The sequence below is a fragment of the Xanthomonas sp. D-109 genome (assembly GCF_017746095.1).
Taxonomy (GTDB): domain Bacteria; phylum Pseudomonadota; class Gammaproteobacteria; order Xanthomonadales; family Xanthomonadaceae; genus Xanthomonas_A; species Xanthomonas_A sacchari.
In genome coordinates this window covers 56,620-71,738 of sequence record NZ_JAGHWV010000008.1, presented here as the reverse complement: position 1 = coordinate 71,738, position 15,119 = coordinate 56,620, and the positions used below count along the sequence as shown (strand labels likewise).

General features: G+C 70.8%; 12 protein-coding genes. 4 read left to right on the top strand and 8 right to left on the bottom strand.

Annotated elements, in window-relative coordinates; all coding sequences use genetic code 11:
• Positions 1-74: 74 nt before the first annotated feature.
• Together J7357_RS08460 and pilH are read left to right on the top strand one after the other, a co-directional pair.
• Positions 75-1,079, top strand: coding sequence for an acryloyl-CoA reductase (locus tag J7357_RS08460; RefSeq protein WP_209245782.1), 1,005 nt, complete (start codon positions 75-77; stop codon positions 1,077-1,079).
• 82 nt (positions 1,080-1,161) lie between these two features.
• Positions 1,162-1,539, top strand: a complete 378-nt coding sequence (pilH, locus tag J7357_RS08455) for a twitching motility response regulator PilH (protein ID WP_010340114.1) — start codon at positions 1,162-1,164, stop codon at positions 1,537-1,539.
• A gap of 233 nt (positions 1,540-1,772) precedes the next feature.
• Here pilH and J7357_RS08450 read toward each other — a convergent pair whose 3' ends face one another.
• Both J7357_RS08450 and J7357_RS08445 read right to left on the bottom strand, forming a co-directional pair.
• Positions 1,773-2,660, bottom strand: a complete 888-nt coding sequence (locus J7357_RS08450; RefSeq protein WP_209245781.1) for a DnaJ C-terminal domain-containing protein — start codon at positions 2,658-2,660, stop codon at positions 1,773-1,775.
• A 135-nt stretch (positions 2,661-2,795) separates the two neighbouring features.
• Complete coding sequence (locus J7357_RS08445) at positions 2,796-3,263, bottom strand: Hsp20/alpha crystallin family protein (protein WP_010341349.1); 468 nt, start codon at positions 3,261-3,263, stop codon at positions 2,796-2,798.
• A gap of 169 nt (positions 3,264-3,432) precedes the next feature.
• Between J7357_RS08445 and J7357_RS08440 the strand changes: the two genes are divergently transcribed.
• Together J7357_RS08440 and J7357_RS08435 are read left to right on the top strand one after the other, a co-directional pair.
• Complete coding sequence (locus J7357_RS08440) at positions 3,433-3,915, top strand: peroxiredoxin (RefSeq protein ID WP_010341348.1); 483 nt, start codon at positions 3,433-3,435, stop codon at positions 3,913-3,915.
• Positions 3,916-3,953: 38 nt separating this feature from the next.
• The gene (locus J7357_RS08435; protein WP_019801047.1) at positions 3,954-4,538 is read left to right on the top strand and encodes a ferritin-like domain-containing protein; all 585 of its coding nucleotides are present in this window, start codon (positions 3,954-3,956) and stop codon (positions 4,536-4,538) included.
• A 598-nt stretch (positions 4,539-5,136) separates the two neighbouring features.
• Here J7357_RS08435 and pbpC read toward each other — a convergent pair.
• From pbpC to J7357_RS08405, 6 genes are all read right to left on the bottom strand, one after another.
• Entirely contained in the window at positions 5,137-7,530 is a 2,394-nt protein-coding gene (gene pbpC, locus J7357_RS08430) for a penicillin-binding protein 1C (RefSeq protein ID WP_209245780.1), read from the bottom strand.
• A 302-nt stretch (positions 7,531-7,832) separates the two neighbouring features.
• Complete coding sequence (locus J7357_RS08425) at positions 7,833-8,321, bottom strand: ATP-binding protein (protein WP_209245953.1); 489 nt, start codon at positions 8,319-8,321, stop codon at positions 7,833-7,835.
• Between the two features lie 799 nt (positions 8,322-9,120).
• Positions 9,121-10,515: a sigma-54 dependent transcriptional regulator gene (locus J7357_RS08420; RefSeq protein ID WP_209245779.1), complete on the bottom strand. Its 1,395-nt coding sequence runs from the start codon at positions 10,513-10,515 to the stop codon at positions 9,121-9,123.
• Positions 10,516-10,557: 42 nt separating this feature from the next.
• Positions 10,558-12,999 (bottom strand): ADOP family duplicated permease, encoded by a 2,442-nt coding sequence (locus tag J7357_RS08415; protein WP_209245778.1) that lies wholly within the window; start codon positions 12,997-12,999, stop codon positions 10,558-10,560.
• Entirely contained in the window at positions 12,996-13,766 is a 771-nt protein-coding gene (locus J7357_RS08410; RefSeq protein WP_209245777.1) for an ABC transporter ATP-binding protein, read from the bottom strand. Before J7357_RS08410 ends, J7357_RS08415 begins: the two co-directional genes overlap by 4 nt.
• Positions 13,767-13,787: 21 nt before the next feature.
• Complete coding sequence (locus J7357_RS08405; RefSeq protein WP_209245776.1) at positions 13,788-15,038, bottom strand: efflux RND transporter periplasmic adaptor subunit; 1,251 nt, start codon at positions 15,036-15,038, stop codon at positions 13,788-13,790.
• Between the last annotated feature and the right edge of the window lie 81 nt (positions 15,039-15,119).

Here is a 15,119-nt window from a genome sequence, read left to right as displayed (position 1 = left end):
TCTACAAGATGGGGCAGACCCGCCGTTTCGAAAGGGTATCTTGGTGCATTCCTGCGTGCCGACCAAGGTATTCCATGTCCGTTCCCGCCCAGTTCTCCGCCTTCCGCATCCGCCAGGACGCCAGCGGCTACCACGCCGGCCTCGTCCCGCTGTCGCTGGACCAGCTCAGCGAGGGCGAGGTGGTGATCCGGGCGGCCTGGTCGTCGGTGAACTTCAAGGACGCGCTGGCCGGCACCGGCCAGGGCAAGATCCTGCGCCGCTTCCCGCTGGTCGGCGGCATCGACGTGGCCGGGCACGTGGTCGCCTCCACCGACCCGGCGTTCAAGGAAGGCGATGCGGTGCTGGTCACCGGCTGCGGCCTCAGCGAGACCCGCGACGGCGGCTACAGCGAATACGTGCGCCTGGAGTCCAGGTGGGTGGTGCCGCTGCCGGCCGGGCTGAGCCTGCGCGAGAGCATGGTGCTGGGCACCGCCGGCTTCACCGCGGCGCTGACGCTGCTGCGCCTGCTCGACAACCGCCAGACCCCGGCGCACGGCCCGCTGTGCGTGACCGGCGCCACCGGCGGGGTCGGCTCGCTGGCGGTCGACATCTTCAGCCGCGCCGGCTTCGAGGTGCATGCGGTCAGCGGCAAGGCCGAGCGCGCCACCCAGCTCCAGGCCTGGGGTGCCAGCCAGGTGCTGGGTCGCGAGGCCCTGCAGACCACGCGGCCGCTGGAGTCGGTGCGTTTCGGCGGCGGCCTGGACAACGTGGGCGGGGCGATGCTGACCAGCCTGCTGGCGCAGACGGCGCCGTACGGCAACGTCGCCAGCGCCGGCCTGGCCGCGACCGCGGAGCTGGACATGACGGTAATGCCCTTCATCCTGCGCGGGGTGTCGCTGCTGGGCATCGGCTCGGCCGGCACCGCCCGCGACCTGCGCGACCGCATCTGGCAGCACCTGGGCAGCGACTGGAAGCCGCGCCACCTGGAGACGATCTGCACCCGCGAAGTGGACCTGGCCGGCCTGCCGGAGGTGTTCGCCACGATGCTGGCCGGGCAGTCGTTCGGGCGCACCGTGGTGCGGCTGGATCCAAGCGCGTAGCCACGCCGACGCTTTGTGACACGCAACGCTTTCCGCCTTCGCGCCGCTGCCTCTACACTCGGAGCCTCCTAGGGGGAACTACATGGCACGCATTCTGATCGTCGACGATTCGCCGTCGCAGTTGCTGGGCATCCAGCGCATCGTGGAAAAACTGGGGCACGAAACGATCACCGCCACCGACGGCGCCGCCGGCGTGGAAGCGGCCAAGGCGGCCTTGCCGGATCTGGTGCTGATGGACGTGGTGATGCCCAACCTCAACGGCTTCCAGGCCACCCGCACCCTGCGCCGCGAGCCGACCACGCAGAACATCCCGGTGATCCTGGTCACCACCAAGGACCAGGACACCGACCGCATGTGGGGCATGCGCCAGGGCGCCCGCGCCTACATCACCAAGCCGTTCTCCGAGGACGAGCTGTACGAGGTGATCGAGCGCGTGTTCAGTGGCGAGGATGCGCCCTAGAAGCCGGGAATCGGGATTGGGGAGTGGGGATTCGTAAGGGCGGGTTTACGGGCGGCGTTTGAGTGCGCGGCGCAAGGCCGCATTGCACTCGGCGCCCCTTGCAGGAGCGGCTTCAGCCGCGACAGGCGTTACCGATAATGCCTGTCGCGGCTGAAGCCGCTCCTACGACGCTGCAGCGCCGGGGACACCGCTCTTGCGAATCCCCGCTCCTGACTCCCCAATCCCGCCTCACCTCAAACGGCTTCGCCAAACGCCTTGGCCAACCCGCGATACGCCTTGCGCTGCGCTTCGGTTTCCGGCGCCGGCGCCAGCACTTCCAGTTCGACGATCTGGTCGCCCGGCGGGGTGCCCGGCAGGCCGCGGCCGCGCAGGCGCAGCTTGCGGCCGGCGTCGGACTCGGGCGGGATCTTCAGTTCCACCGCCCCGCCCAGGGTCGGCACGCTGATGCTGGTGCCCAGCGCCGCCTGCCACGGCGTCACCTGCAGGGTGTAGAGGATGTTGCGGCCGTCCACCTCGAACTGCGGATGCGCGGCGTACTCGATCTCCAGCAGCAGGTTGCCGCCGCCGTTGCCCTGCCCGCCCAGCCGGATCACCTGGCCGGGGCGTACACCCTTGGGCACGCGCACATCCAGTTGCTTGCCGTTGATGGTGATGCGCACGCTGTCGCCGGCATACACCGCCTCCAACGGCACCGCCAGCTTGGCGCGGGTATCGCCACGCGGCGCGCCGGGTCCCGGCCCGGGGCCGGCGCCACCCTGCCGGGCGCGCTGCTGGCGGGCGAACAGGCTCTCGAAGAAATCGCTGAAGCCGCCGCCGGCGCCGCCGTTGCCGAACACTTCCTCGAAGTCGAAGCCCTGCGCGCCACCGTAATTGGGCGGCGCGTGGAACTCCTCGCCGGGCCGGTAGCCCTGCGCGCGCAACTGATCGTAGGCGGCGCGCTTGGGCGGGTCGCGCAAGGCCTCGTAGGCTTCATTGATCGCCTTGAACTTCTCTTCGGCCCCAGGCTCCTTGCTGACGTCGGGATGGTACTTGCGCGCCAGCCGCCGGTACGCGGTCTTGATCTCGGCATCGCCGGCGCTGGGTTCCACGCCCAGGGTCGCGTAGTAATCCTTGAATTCCATCCATCACCTCAAAAAGAGTCGGCCCGCCGCCTTGCGGCAACGGGCCGGTTGCATGCATCGCGCCATCGCCCGGCCATTCTACGGCCGGCGGCGAGGGCGCGGCGTCGCGAGGGCGACGCCGCTGCGAGCGGGCGCTTACTGCACGATCGTGGCCCCGGTATCGACCTGGATGCGACGCGGCGTGCTCGCCGGACGCTTGGGGATGCGCACTTCCAGCACGCCATGGTAGCCGGTGGCGGAAATGCCGTCCGGATCGGCGCTGTCGGGCAGCGCGAAGCGGCGGTGGAAGCTGCCGTAGCGGCGCTCGATGCGCGAGAAGCGCTCGGTGTCGGCGGCCGATTCGCTCTTGCGCTCGCCCTTGATCGAGAGGATGCCCTTGTCCATCGACACCTCGATCTCCGACGGGTCGATGCCCGGCAGGTCGGCGTACAGCACGAAACGCTCCGGCTCCTCCTTGATGTCCACGCGCGGCACCCACTGCGCGGTGACGACGGCCGATTCGTCGGTGCCGCCATTGGGGTCGAAGAAGCGATCGAACACCTGCTTGATCTCGTTCTGGAATGCGGCCTGGGCCGGCCACTGGCGATAACGGACGATGCTCATCGTGGTCTCCTGAAACGTGAATGAGGTACACCCCGAAGGGGACGGTTCGCGGCGGCGGGACCGGCCCGCCGTCCATGCCGGTCAGATAGGCCTGCCGCGGCGCTTTTCAAGGCGTTGACGCCACCTTCCCATTTCCGTTTCTAGACTCGGTTCATCCAAGGAGCCCGACATGCCCATCCAGACCGGCGAACGCATTCCCGAAGTGGTGCTGCAGCGCATCCGCGACGGCGTCGAAGCCGTGGACACGCGCACCCTGTTCGATGGCCGCCGCGTGCTGTTGTTCGCGGTACCCGGCGCCTTCACCCCGACCTGTTCGGAGAAGCACCTGCCCGGCTACGTGGAGCACTTCGAGGAATTCCGCAAGCGCGGCATCGAGGTGTACTGCATGGCGGTCAACGACCCGTTCGTGATGCAGGCCTGGGGCAAGAGCCAGTTGGTGCCGGACGGCCTGCAGATGCTGTCCGACGGCAATGGCGACTTCGCCAAGGCACTGGGCCTGGAACTGGATGCCAGCAGCTACGGCATGGGCGTACGGGCGCGCCGCTTCGCGCTGTACGCCGACGACGGCGTGGTGCGTGCGCTGTTCGTCGAGGCGCCGGGCGAGTTCAAGGTCTCCGCCGCCGACTACGTACTGCAGCATCTTCCCGACTGATTCCCCTTCCCCTTACCCACCACAGGAAACGGCCAGCCATGTCCAACAAGCCAGCCTCCCCGAAGACCGATGCCAAGCCGCTGCAGCACACCGCCGGCCTGACCGACACCGCCACGCTGCGCGCCAATGCCCGCCAGAGCATCGAGGACGGCGCGATCACCAAGACCTACAGCGCCGACCGCGAGGCGGTGATCAAGATGCTCAACGACGCGCTCGCCACCGAGTACGTGTGCGTGCTGCGCTACTACCGCCATTACTTCATGGCCGCCGGCATGCTCGCCGATGCGGTCAAGGCGGAGTTCCTGGAGCACGCGCAGCAGGAGCAGGCGCATGCGCACAAGCTGGCCGAGCGCATCGTGCAGTTGGGCGGCGAACCGGACCTCAATCCGGACACGCTGACCGCGCGCTCGCACGCCGAGTACAAGGAAGGCGAGGATCTGCGCGACATGGTCAAGGAGAATCTGATCGCCGAGCGCATCGCCATCGACAGCTACCGCGAGATGATCAATTTCGTCGGCGACAAGGACACCACCACCAAGCGCATCCTGGAAGACATCCTGGCCCAGGAAGAAGAGCACGCCGACGAGTTCTCGGACATGCTGGAAGGCTGGATCGGCAAATAAGCCGGCTCCGCATTCAAGCGTTTTCGTAGGAGCGGCTTCAGCCGCGGCGACAGGCTGTTTCGATGGCGCCTGTCGCGGCTGAAGCCGCTCCTACTGTTCTTCTGGTCTGACACACATGGTTGAAGCAACTGCAAAGGCTTTCGCCCTGACGGGCGAGTTACTTTTCTTTGCTCGCGCAAAGAAAAGGTAACCAAAAGAAGCGCTTTACCACAGCCGAAGGCTGGTCAAGCGCGCCCTGCCTTCGCGCCCTCCGCGCTGCGCGCTCCGGGTCCGCGAACCAGACGGGATCCGCGGAAGGGGCATCCTGCCCCTCCCGCGGACGGCGTACATCCATGTACGCCGCCCTTCGGGTTTTTCCCGCCTGGTTCGCCGCTTCGGAAGGGAACCCGGCAAGTCAAAAGCAAGAGCAAGAGCAACAGCAACAGCAACGAGCCACAGCCAAGCGACCGCGACTCTCGCACGGACTCACGCTTGTTCGTGTTCGGGAGCGATGTGGAAAGGACTTCAGTCCCGACTGCTTCCGAGACCGGATCGTCCGCCTACTCTCATCGTCGTCGTTGCGTGACAGTTGGCTTCTACGAACGCGCGCCTCCGCTGCTCAACGCAACACCCGAAACCGCACCTGGGTCCACGCGCCGTTGCTGGCCAGGGCGGTCAGGGTGTGGTCGCCGGCATCGGCGAAGTCGCGCTGGAAGGTGCGCGCGCCCTCGGTGCGGGCGATCCAGCGGCCGTCCAGCAGCCAGTCCACCGGCGTGCTCGTACCCAGCGCGCGCACCTGCAGACGCACCGTGGTGCTGCCCGGCGCGCGTGCCAGGGTGGCGCGGTCGTTGAGGCCTTCGATGCGCAATACGTCGCTGCGGCCGCGGCCGTCGTCGCGGCAGTCCGGTGACAGCGCCGGCAATTGCCCGGCCTGGCGCTCGCTGGCATGCAGCCACGGTGTCAGCAGCGCCGGCCAGCGCGCCAGGTCGCGGGTGACCGCCTCGTGCGGTTGCGCGCAGTCGGGCGACAGGCGCAGGCCGCTGTGCGCGTCCACCTGCACGGTCTCGCGGCCGGCGCTCCACAGCCGCGCGTCGCGCTCGGCGAAGGTCGGCGGCACCGCGCCGTCCAGCGCATAGGCGGAGAAGCGCCGTTGGCACAAGGCCGGCGGGGTCTGCTCGGCGGCGATGCCCAACGGCCAGCACACGTCCACCTGCTGCACCGTCGCCGGCATCGGCTGTGGTGCGTTGTCGCCGCGCAGGCGCGGCAGGCTGTCGATGGTCTCGAACATCAGCGGCAGCGCGGTCACCGCGCCGTACTGGCCAGGCAGCGGCGTGCCGTCGGGGCGACCAACCCAGACGCCGACGGTGTAGCGGCGGGTGCTGCCGATCGCCCAGGCGTCGCGGTAGCCGTAGCTGGTGCCGGTCTTCCAGGCCACGCGCGGGCGCGAACCGACGTCGAAGGTGCCGATGCCGTAGCCCGGACGCGGATTGGCCTCGAGCATCTCGCGCACGATCCAGGCCGCGCCGGGCGACATCAGCCGCCGTTCGATGCGCTGGTCGGTCGCGCTGTAGCGCACGTGGCCGGCGATGCCGTCGCGGTTGAGCGCGGCGAAGGCGCCGACCAGTTCCTCCAGCTTGGCGCCGGTGCCGCCGAGGATCAGCGCCAGGCTGGGCGTGCTGCCGCGTGGGAACCGCAGGCCGATGCCGGCGTTGCTCAGGCGCGCGGCGAAGCGCGCCGGCCCGACCCGGTCGAGCAGGTCCACCGCCGGCACGTTGAGCGACAGGCGCAGCGCGCTGGCCGCGCCGATCGGGCCGTTGAAGGCTTCGTCGAAATTGCCCGGGCGGTAGTCGCCGAAACTCTGCGGCGCGTCGACCAGCAGGCTTTCGGAATGGATCAGGCCGTCGTCCAGGGCCATGCCGTACAGGAACGGCTTGAGCGTGGAGCCGGGCGAGCGCCAGGCCTGCACCATGTCCACGTCGCCGAGCCGGCGGCGGTCGCCGAACTGCACCGAGCCGATGTAGGCGCGCGCCTGCAGGTCTTGGTTGTCCACCACCAGCAAGGCCGCGGAGGTGCGCTCAGGCAACTGCGAGAAGTAGGCGCTGATCCGGTCTTCGAGGGTGCGCTGCAGGTCGGCGTCGAGGGTGGAGACGATGTGCGCGACGTGCGGGTGCTGCTGGCGCAGCCGCTCGGCCAGCAGCGCGGCGTGCAGCGGCGTCTGCAGCGAACGCGCCACCACCGGTTCGATACGCGCATCGTCGACCTGCGCGCGCGGCCACACGCGCAGCGCGACCATGCGTTCGAGCACCTTGTCGCGCGCCGCGCGCGCCGCCTCCGGATGCCGGTCCGGACGCAACCGGCTCGGCGCCTGCGGCAGCACCGCCAGCAACGCCGCCTCGGCCTGCGACAGGCGCGCGGCCGGCTTGCCCAGGTAGGCCCAGCTCGCCGCCTCCACGCCTTCGATGGTGCCGCCGTAGGGCGCGCGTTCCAGGTACAGCTGCAGGATCTGCCGCTTGCTCAGATGCGCTTCCAACTGCAGCGCACGCAGCGCCTGCTGGGCCTTGCCCCAGGGCGTGCGCGTGCTGACCTCTGGCGGCATCAGGATGCGCGCCACCTGCATGGTCAGGGTGGAACCACCGGAGACGATGTGGCGCGAAAACAGCCACTGCTTGGCCGCACGCAGCAGCGCCCAGGGATTGACCCCGGGGTGCTGCCAGAACCAGCGGTCCTCGTAGTTCAGCAGCGCCTGCAGGTACAGCGGCGAAACGCTGTCCGGCGTGGCCGGATAACGCCAGACGCCGTTGCTGTCGGCAAAGGCACGCAGCGGCGTACCGTCGGCGGCCACCACCAGGGTCGAGGTGTCGCGCGACTTCGGCAGCGGCAGCGGGAACGCCAGGTCCAGCAACAACAGGCTCGACAGCAGCGCCACCGTGCCCCAGCGCAGCCACGGCAGCAGGCGCATCCAGCGCCGGGGGCGCCGCGCGGCGTGCGGGGCGGCGGTGTCGTCCAGTGGCATGCGGGCTCCCGATGGAAGCGGCCATTTTGCCTGTTGCGGCGGCGACGCGGCGAGCGGGATCACCCTGGTGCGTACGGCGTCACCGGCGATATGCGGGCCGGAACACCGCCAACAGTTCGCGATTGCCGCGACACGATCGGACGCGCTGGTGTTTTGCAGGAGCGGCTTCAGCCGCGACGGGGGTTATCGGGAACGCCCGTCGCGGCTGAAGCCGCTCCTACGACGGCATTGAGCCTCCCGGAGACGCGCGATGCCATCACGTGGCGCACGTGGTGGATCCCGCCGAAGACCCCCACCCTGCCCTACGCCAGCGGCAGGCGCAGCGTCGCCACGCTGCCGGGCGCATCCGTGCGGGCCTCCAGACGCAGGCTGCCGCCCTGCGCTTCCAGGATCTGCCGCGACAGCACCAGGCCGATACCCGAACCGCCGGGCTTGGTGGTGAAGAACGGCACGAACAGGTTGTCGCTGGGCGGCAGGCCGGCACCGCCGTCGCGCACGTCGATCCGCACACTGGCGCCGTCGCCGCAGGCGCGCAGCGTCACCGGCGCGCTGCCGCCGGCTTCCAGTGCGTTGCGCAGCAGATTGATCAGCACCTGCTCGAGCTGGTCGGCGTCGGCGCGCGCGTGCAGCGCCGGGTCGATCTCCAGGTGCACTCGTGCATCGTCCAGCAGCCGCTGCACGCGCGCGCACAGCGGCGCCAGCGCCACCGGCGCCGGGACCGGCGCGGGCAGCCTGGCCAGCCGCGCGTAGCCGCCCAGGAAACGCTGCAGCGCCGCGCTGCGCTGTTCGATCACGCCCAGTCCGTTGTGCAGATCGGCCTGCAGTTCGGCGTCGAGCGCCTGCGGCGCGGCCGCCAGCAGCCGCGCGAGCGTGTCGGCGATCGAGGCGATCGGCGTCAGCGAGTTGTTGATCTCGTGACTGAGCACGCGCAGCAGGCGGCGGAAGGCCTGTGCCTCCTCCTCGCGCAGCGCGCGCTCCATCGGCTGCACCAGCAGCAGCCGCCCGGCCTGGCTGCGGCTGCGCAAGGCGGCGTGGCCGATCTGCCAGCGACCCAGCTGCCCGGCGAACGCATGCGCCTGGATGCTGCCCGACGGCACGTCGAACAGGCCGGCAAGTCCCAACGCCTGCGCGGATTGCCCGATCGCCTGCTGGGCGGCGACGCCGAGCAGGCGCTCGCCGGCCGGATTGACCAGGCGCAGGCGCTGGTCCTGCTCGAAGGCGAACACCGCCCCGTCCAGCGCCGCCAGGGTCTTGCTCAGCAGTTGCAGGCTTTCGTGCGAATCGCGCTGTTCGTCCTGCAGGCGTTGCGCCAGGGCATTGAAGCGCGCCAGCAGGCCATCGGCATCGCGCGCGTCCTGCGCCGCGCGCACGCTGTAGTCGCCCTCGCGCAGCGCGTCCAGCAGGCCGCCGAGGGTGCGCAGACGCTGCCCGGCGTCGCGCTGCTGCCAGCGCCACAGCGCCGCGGTCAGCAGCAGCACGCACAGTAGCAACAGCACCGCCTCGGGCCACCGCGGCGCGCCGGCAGCAAGCACCAGCACCAAGGCCAGCGAAGCCGGCGCCACCAGCCACAGCGGCCGGAAGCGCTGTCGCTCAGCCGGCGTCATCGCTGCGCAGCCCATGCTTGCCCAGGCGCCGGTACAGGCTCTGCCGGGTGATGCCGAGCTGGTCGGCGGTGCGCTGCAGATTGCCCTGGTGCTGCGCCAGCGCCTGCTTCAGCAGCAGCGCCTCGGCTTCTTCCAGGGTGAGTTGCGTCGACAGTGCCGGCGCGGCATTCGTCGCCGGCTGCAGGCGCAGGTCGTCGCTACCCAGGGTGCTGCCGTCGGCCAGCAGCGCCGCACGCTCCATCGCATGGGCCAGTTCGCGCACGTTGCCGGGCCAGGCGTAACCGAGCAGCGCGCGCTCGGCGTCGCGCGCCAGTGTCGGCAGCGGCCGCCGGTAGCGGGTGCAGGCGGCGGCGAGGTAATGCCGCGCCAGCGGCAGGATGTCGGCGCCGCGCTCGCGCAGCGGCGGCACGCGCACCTGGAAGGTGTTGAGCCGGTACAGCAGATCCTGGCGGAAGCGGCCGGCCGCCACGTCAGCCTCCAGGTCGGCATTGGTCGCCGCGACGATGCGCACGTCCACCCGCTGCGTGCGCGAGGAACCGAGTCGCTCGAACTCGCCATCCTCGATCGCGCGCAGCAGCTTGGGCTGCTGCTGCAGCGGCAGGTTGCCGATCTCGTCCAGGAACAGGGTGCCGCCGTCGGCCAGTTCGAAACGGCCGGCACGGTCCTGGCGCGCGTCGGTGTAGGCGCCGCGCACGTGACCGAACAGTTCGGCCTCGAACAGGGTCGGCGCCAGGCCGCCGATGTTGACCTTGACGAAGGCCTGCGTGCGGCGCGGCGACCACTGGTGCAGCAGCTGCGCCAGCAGGCTCTTGCCGGTGCCGTTCTCGCCCAGCAGCAGCACATTGGCGCCGCTGCCGGCGATGCGCAGCAGATCCTCGACCAGGCGCTGCATCGGTGCCGATTCGGCAACGAAGCCGGCGGCGCCGTCCTGCAGCAACAGCGCCTGCGCCTCGCCGAGCCGTTGCGCGGCACGGCGGCTGCGGTCCAGCGCGATGCGGCTCTCCAGCACCGCCAGGACGCGCGCGTTCTGCCAGGGCTTCTCGATGAAATCCACCGCACCCTCGCGCATCGCCGCCACCGCCAGTTCGATGCTGGCCCAGGCGGTCATCGCGATCACCGGCAGCCCCGGCCATTGCGCGGCGATCTGCGCGATCAGCGCCAGGCCTTCGGCGCCGGAGGTGGTGTCGCGGGCGTAGTTCATGTCCACCAGCACCGCGGCGAACGCGTCGCCGCGCAGGCAGGCCAGCGCCAGTTCCGGCGACTCGGCGCCAACCATGCCGTAGCCGGCGCTCTTGAGCAGCATGCGCAAGGCCTCGCGCACGTCGGCCTGGTCGTCGACGACGAGAATGCGCGGCAAGGGCGGTGTGCGGGTTTCGGTCATGGCGCAGAGTCTAGCGGCCGGCCGCATCGAGAAACGAGGCGATCATTCGGCGCGCAAGGCCTGCATCGGCGGCACCCGCGCCGCGCGCCGTGCCGGCGCCAGCGCGGCGAGCAGGCCGGCCGCAGCCAGCACCAGCAGCACCGCGCCGATCGCCAGCGGGTCGGCCACGCGCACCTCGAACAAGTACCGCTGCAGCAGCCGCGACAGCGCCATCGCCACGCCCAGGCCCAGCAGCAGGCCCACCCCGATCTGCACGCCGGCCTCGCCCAGCACCTGCCGCCGCAGCCGCGCCGGCGGCGCGCCGAGCGCGGCGCGCACGCCGAACTCGTGCTGGCGCGCGGCCACCGCCACCGCCATCACCGCGTACAGGCCGACCGCCGCCAGCAGCAGCGCCAGCCCAGCGAACAGGCCGACCAGCAGCAGGTTGAGCTTCTGTTCGCCGGTGGTGCTGGCGACCAGCGCCTGCATCGGTTGCAGCTCGGCGATCGGCTGCTGTGGCGCCACTTCGTCGATGGCGGCACGCAGCGCGCGCTCGTCGGCACCCAGTGCGCCGGCCCGCAGATGCACCGCATAGGTCAGCGCGCCGAAGCCGCGGATGATCTGCCACATCGGCTCGCTCATCTGTGCCAGCGGCTGGTACACGGTCGGCTCCGGTGGCTCGGCCGGGCTGGTGTGGCGCACGTCGCCGACCACGCCGACCACGCGCATCGACACGCGCTGGTCGCCGCCGTCGTCGGGCAAGCTGACGATCCTGCCGAGCGCCTGCCCGTGCAGGTAACGCGCAGCGAAACTGGCGCTGACCACGCAGACCCGCTCGCCTCCGGCCACATCGCTGTCGGCGATCCCGCGCCCGGCCAGCAAGGGAATGCGGAAGACCTCCAGGAACTGCGGCGTGGCCAACCGGTACTGGCTGTCGACAGACGGCGCGCCATCGATCTCCACGCTCCAGCTCAACCGCGTCGCCGTCGGCGGATTGGTCGACACCCCCACGCGGTCGATGCCCGGCACCTGCTGCAAGCGCGCGACGATACGCCGGGTCTGCTCCACCGCATCGGCCGCGGTGACGTAGCGCTCCTTCACCGGCGCCAGGGTGAACACCACCGCCGAGCGGCTCTCGAAGCCCATCGGCACCTCCGCCAGCTTCTGCAGGGTGCGGGTGAACAGGGCCGCGCCGATCAGCAGCACCACGGCGATGGCCACCTGCGCGATCACCAGGACACGGCCAAGGCGGCCGGCCTGCAGGCTCCAGCCGCCGCGCCCACCGCCAGCCAGTTCAGTCACCAGATTGCGGCGGCGGCCGCGGACGATGCCCAGCGCTGCGGCCAACAACGCCGTCGCGCCACCGGCGAGCAGCGCGAACAGCACACTGGCGCCGGTCAGGTGCGGCGCCTCCCCGCGCATCCACATCAGCGGCACCCAGCCGCCGAGCAGGCGCAGCCCCAGCCAGGCCAGCGCCAAGCCGGCCAGGCTGCCGAGCGCGCCGATCAGCACGCCTTCGGCCAGCGCCGGCAGGCTCAAGCGCAGCCACGAGGCGCCCAGCGCGGCACGCACCGCGCTGTCGTGGCTGCGCCCGAGCGCGCGCAACAACATCAGGCTGGTCAGGTTGATCGCGGCGATCAGCAGCACGCAGGCGGCCGCGGCGAAGAACAGCCACAGGGTGTTGCCGCTGTTGGCGTCGTACAGGCTGTCCTGCAGCGGCAGCGCGTTGGGCGGCCGTCGCTGCAGCGACGCCCACCACGACGCGTCCATGTGCGGGCTGTTGCGCAACAGGGCCTGGAGCGTGGTCGCGGTCTGCGCGGACGCGGCGGCCACGCTGACGCCGGGCCGCAACCGCGCCACCACGATCTCGTTGGTGGACAGGTTGGTCGCGGCCAGGTCCGGCTGCATGTTGCGGATCAGGTCGAACGGCTCGGCCCAGGGGAAGGCCGCCGGCAGCACGCCGACGATCTGCACCGGCTTGCCTTCCACCTGCAGGGTGCGTCCCACCGTAGACGGGTCGCCATCGAAATAGCGCTGCCAGAAACGATGGCTGAGGATCACCGCCTGCGGCCCGCCAGGCCGGCTTTCCTCGTCGTTGAAGTTGCGCCCGGCCGCCATCGGCAGGCCGAGCGTGCGCAGGAAGCCGGCATCGGCACTGATCGACGCGACCACCTCGCTGGCAGCGCCGCGGGCGACGTTGGCCGGCACCGGGAACCCGCGCGCGATGCCGATGGACTGCAGGCTCGACATGCGCCGCAACACCGGGTAGTAGCCGGGTGCAGCGACATTGCGGCCAGGGTCGCTGGACAGGCCGAGGGTGACCAACCGCTCCGGCTGCGGGAACGGCAGCGGCTTCAGCAAGGCCTGGTCGAGCAGCGCGAACACCGCGGTGGTGGTGGCCACGCCCAGCGCCAGGGTCAGCACCGCCAGCAGCAGATAGCCCGGCCTGCGCGCGAGCGTGCGCCAGGATTGCCGCATCTCGGTCCACTGCAGGGCGGCGCTCATCGTGCCTGCCCCGCGGCACGCGCCGGCAACGCCACGTCCTGTTCGTGGCGCAACCGCTCGAAGGTGTCTTCGTCGACGATGCGGCCGTCGAGCATGTGCACGATGCGCTGCGCGCGCCGCGCGAACGCCGGATCGTGGGTGACCATGCACAAGGTCGTGCCGTTGTCGTGCAGTTGTTCGAGCAACTGCATCACCGCCTCGCCGTTGCGGCTGTCCAGGTTGCCGGTGGGTTCGTCGGCGAGCAGGATCGCCGGGTTGCCGGCCAGTGCACGCGCCACCGCCACGCGCTGCTGCTGGCCGCCGGACAACTGCCCCGGATAGTGCTTGTGGCGATGCTGCATGCCGACCAGTTCCAGCACCTCGCGCACGCGCTGGCGGATCTGGCTGCGCTGGGCGCCCTCGCGGTAGGTCAGCGGCAGCGCCACGTTCTCTTCCACGGTGAGGTCGGCGATCAGGTTGAAGGCCTGGAAGATGAAGCCGATCTCGGCGTTGCGGATGCGCGCGCGGCCGACCGTATCCAGTTCGGCGACGCTGCGGCCGTTGAGCCGGTAGGTGCCGCCGCTGGGCGCATCGAGCAGGCCCAGGATCGACAGCAGCGTCGACTTGCCGCAGCCGGACGGGCCGGTGATGGCGACGAAATCGCCAGCCGCCACGTCCAGTGCGATCTCGGCCAGGGCGTGGGTCTCCACTTCCTCGGTGTGGAAAACCTTGCTGAGCCCGTGCAGGTGGATCAGCGGCGCGGCGGATGGTGCGGGAACTGCGGTCATGCGGGATCTCTCCTGGTGAGGCTAGCGTAAGCGCAAGGTGGCGTCGGCATTCCACTGGCTGGTGTCGGACAGCACGACGCGGTCGCCGGCGCGCAGGCCGGCGCGGACTTCGATGCGGTCGCTGGAGGCGGCGCCGAAGCGCACGCGGATGCGCTGCGCGGTGTCGCCGCCGTCGCGCAGCACGAACAGGCTGCCGGCGGCGTTGGGCACGGCCAGCGCCGGGCGCGGGATGCTGACCACGTCGCGCAGCGTGCCGAGCACGATGCGGCCGTCCACCGACAGGTCCGGGCGCACGCCGGGCGGCAGCGGCGGCGCCAGCCGCACGTCGACCGCCACACTGCCGCTGCGCACTGCCGGATCGATCCGCGCCACCTGCCCGCCGACCACGCCGTTGTGCGTGTCCACCGCCACCGGCAGGCCTTCGATCACGTCCTTGGCCAGGAGTTCGGGCACCTGCAGGCGTGCCAGCAGGTCGTCCGGGCGCGCCACCCGCGCCAGCTTGGCGCCGGCCTCGACGCGCTGGCCCGGCTCCACGTCCACCTGCTGCAGGATGCCGTCGCTGCCGGCGCGCACCCGCAGCGAGTCGGCCTGTTGCGTGGCGATGGCCAGCGCACTGGCGGCCTGCTCGCGCCGTGCCTGTGCCGCGCGCAGTTGCGCGGCCATGTTCTGCCGGAACGCGGCGACGCGCTTGCGTTCGATGTCGGCACGGCCGCGCTGCTGCGCCTCGACGATCTGGCTCTGGGTCAGGTCGATCGCCGAGATCGCACCGCCCGCATGGCCGCGTTGGTAGGCCTTGGCCTTGATCTGCGCGATCTGCAACTCGGACTCGGCCTGCGCCTGCAGCGCCTGCTGGTCCAGCAGCTGCGAGGCCAGTGCCGCGTGCAGCGCGGCCAGGTCGGCATCGGCGCCGGACAGCGCGGCGCGGGCGCGGTCCAGGCCGGCTTCCAGTTCGGGATTGGCCAGTTGCAGCAGCGGCGTCTCGGCCTGCACGCGCGCGCCGGCCTCGACCAGTTGCTGCTGCACGGTGGCCGGCGCGCCGGCGGTGATCCAGCGGATCTGCCGCGGCACCAGCACCCCGTTGGCGCGGACCTCGCGACGCATCTCGCCGCGCGTGGCCGCATCGATCCACACGTCGCTGCGCGCCACCCGCGGCGCGGCGCGGCCACTGCCGAGCAGCGCCACGCCCAACAGGACCACGCCGATGGCGGCCCCCACCAGCCAGCGGCGACGCTGGCGCCAGAACGAACGGTTCGGGGATTTCGCGATATCCATGCCTGCTGTGCAGCAGGCTGCGTGCCAAGCGTCGCACCACGCTAACGCGTTGAATTACCTACGCTGCGCTGGCGACGCGCG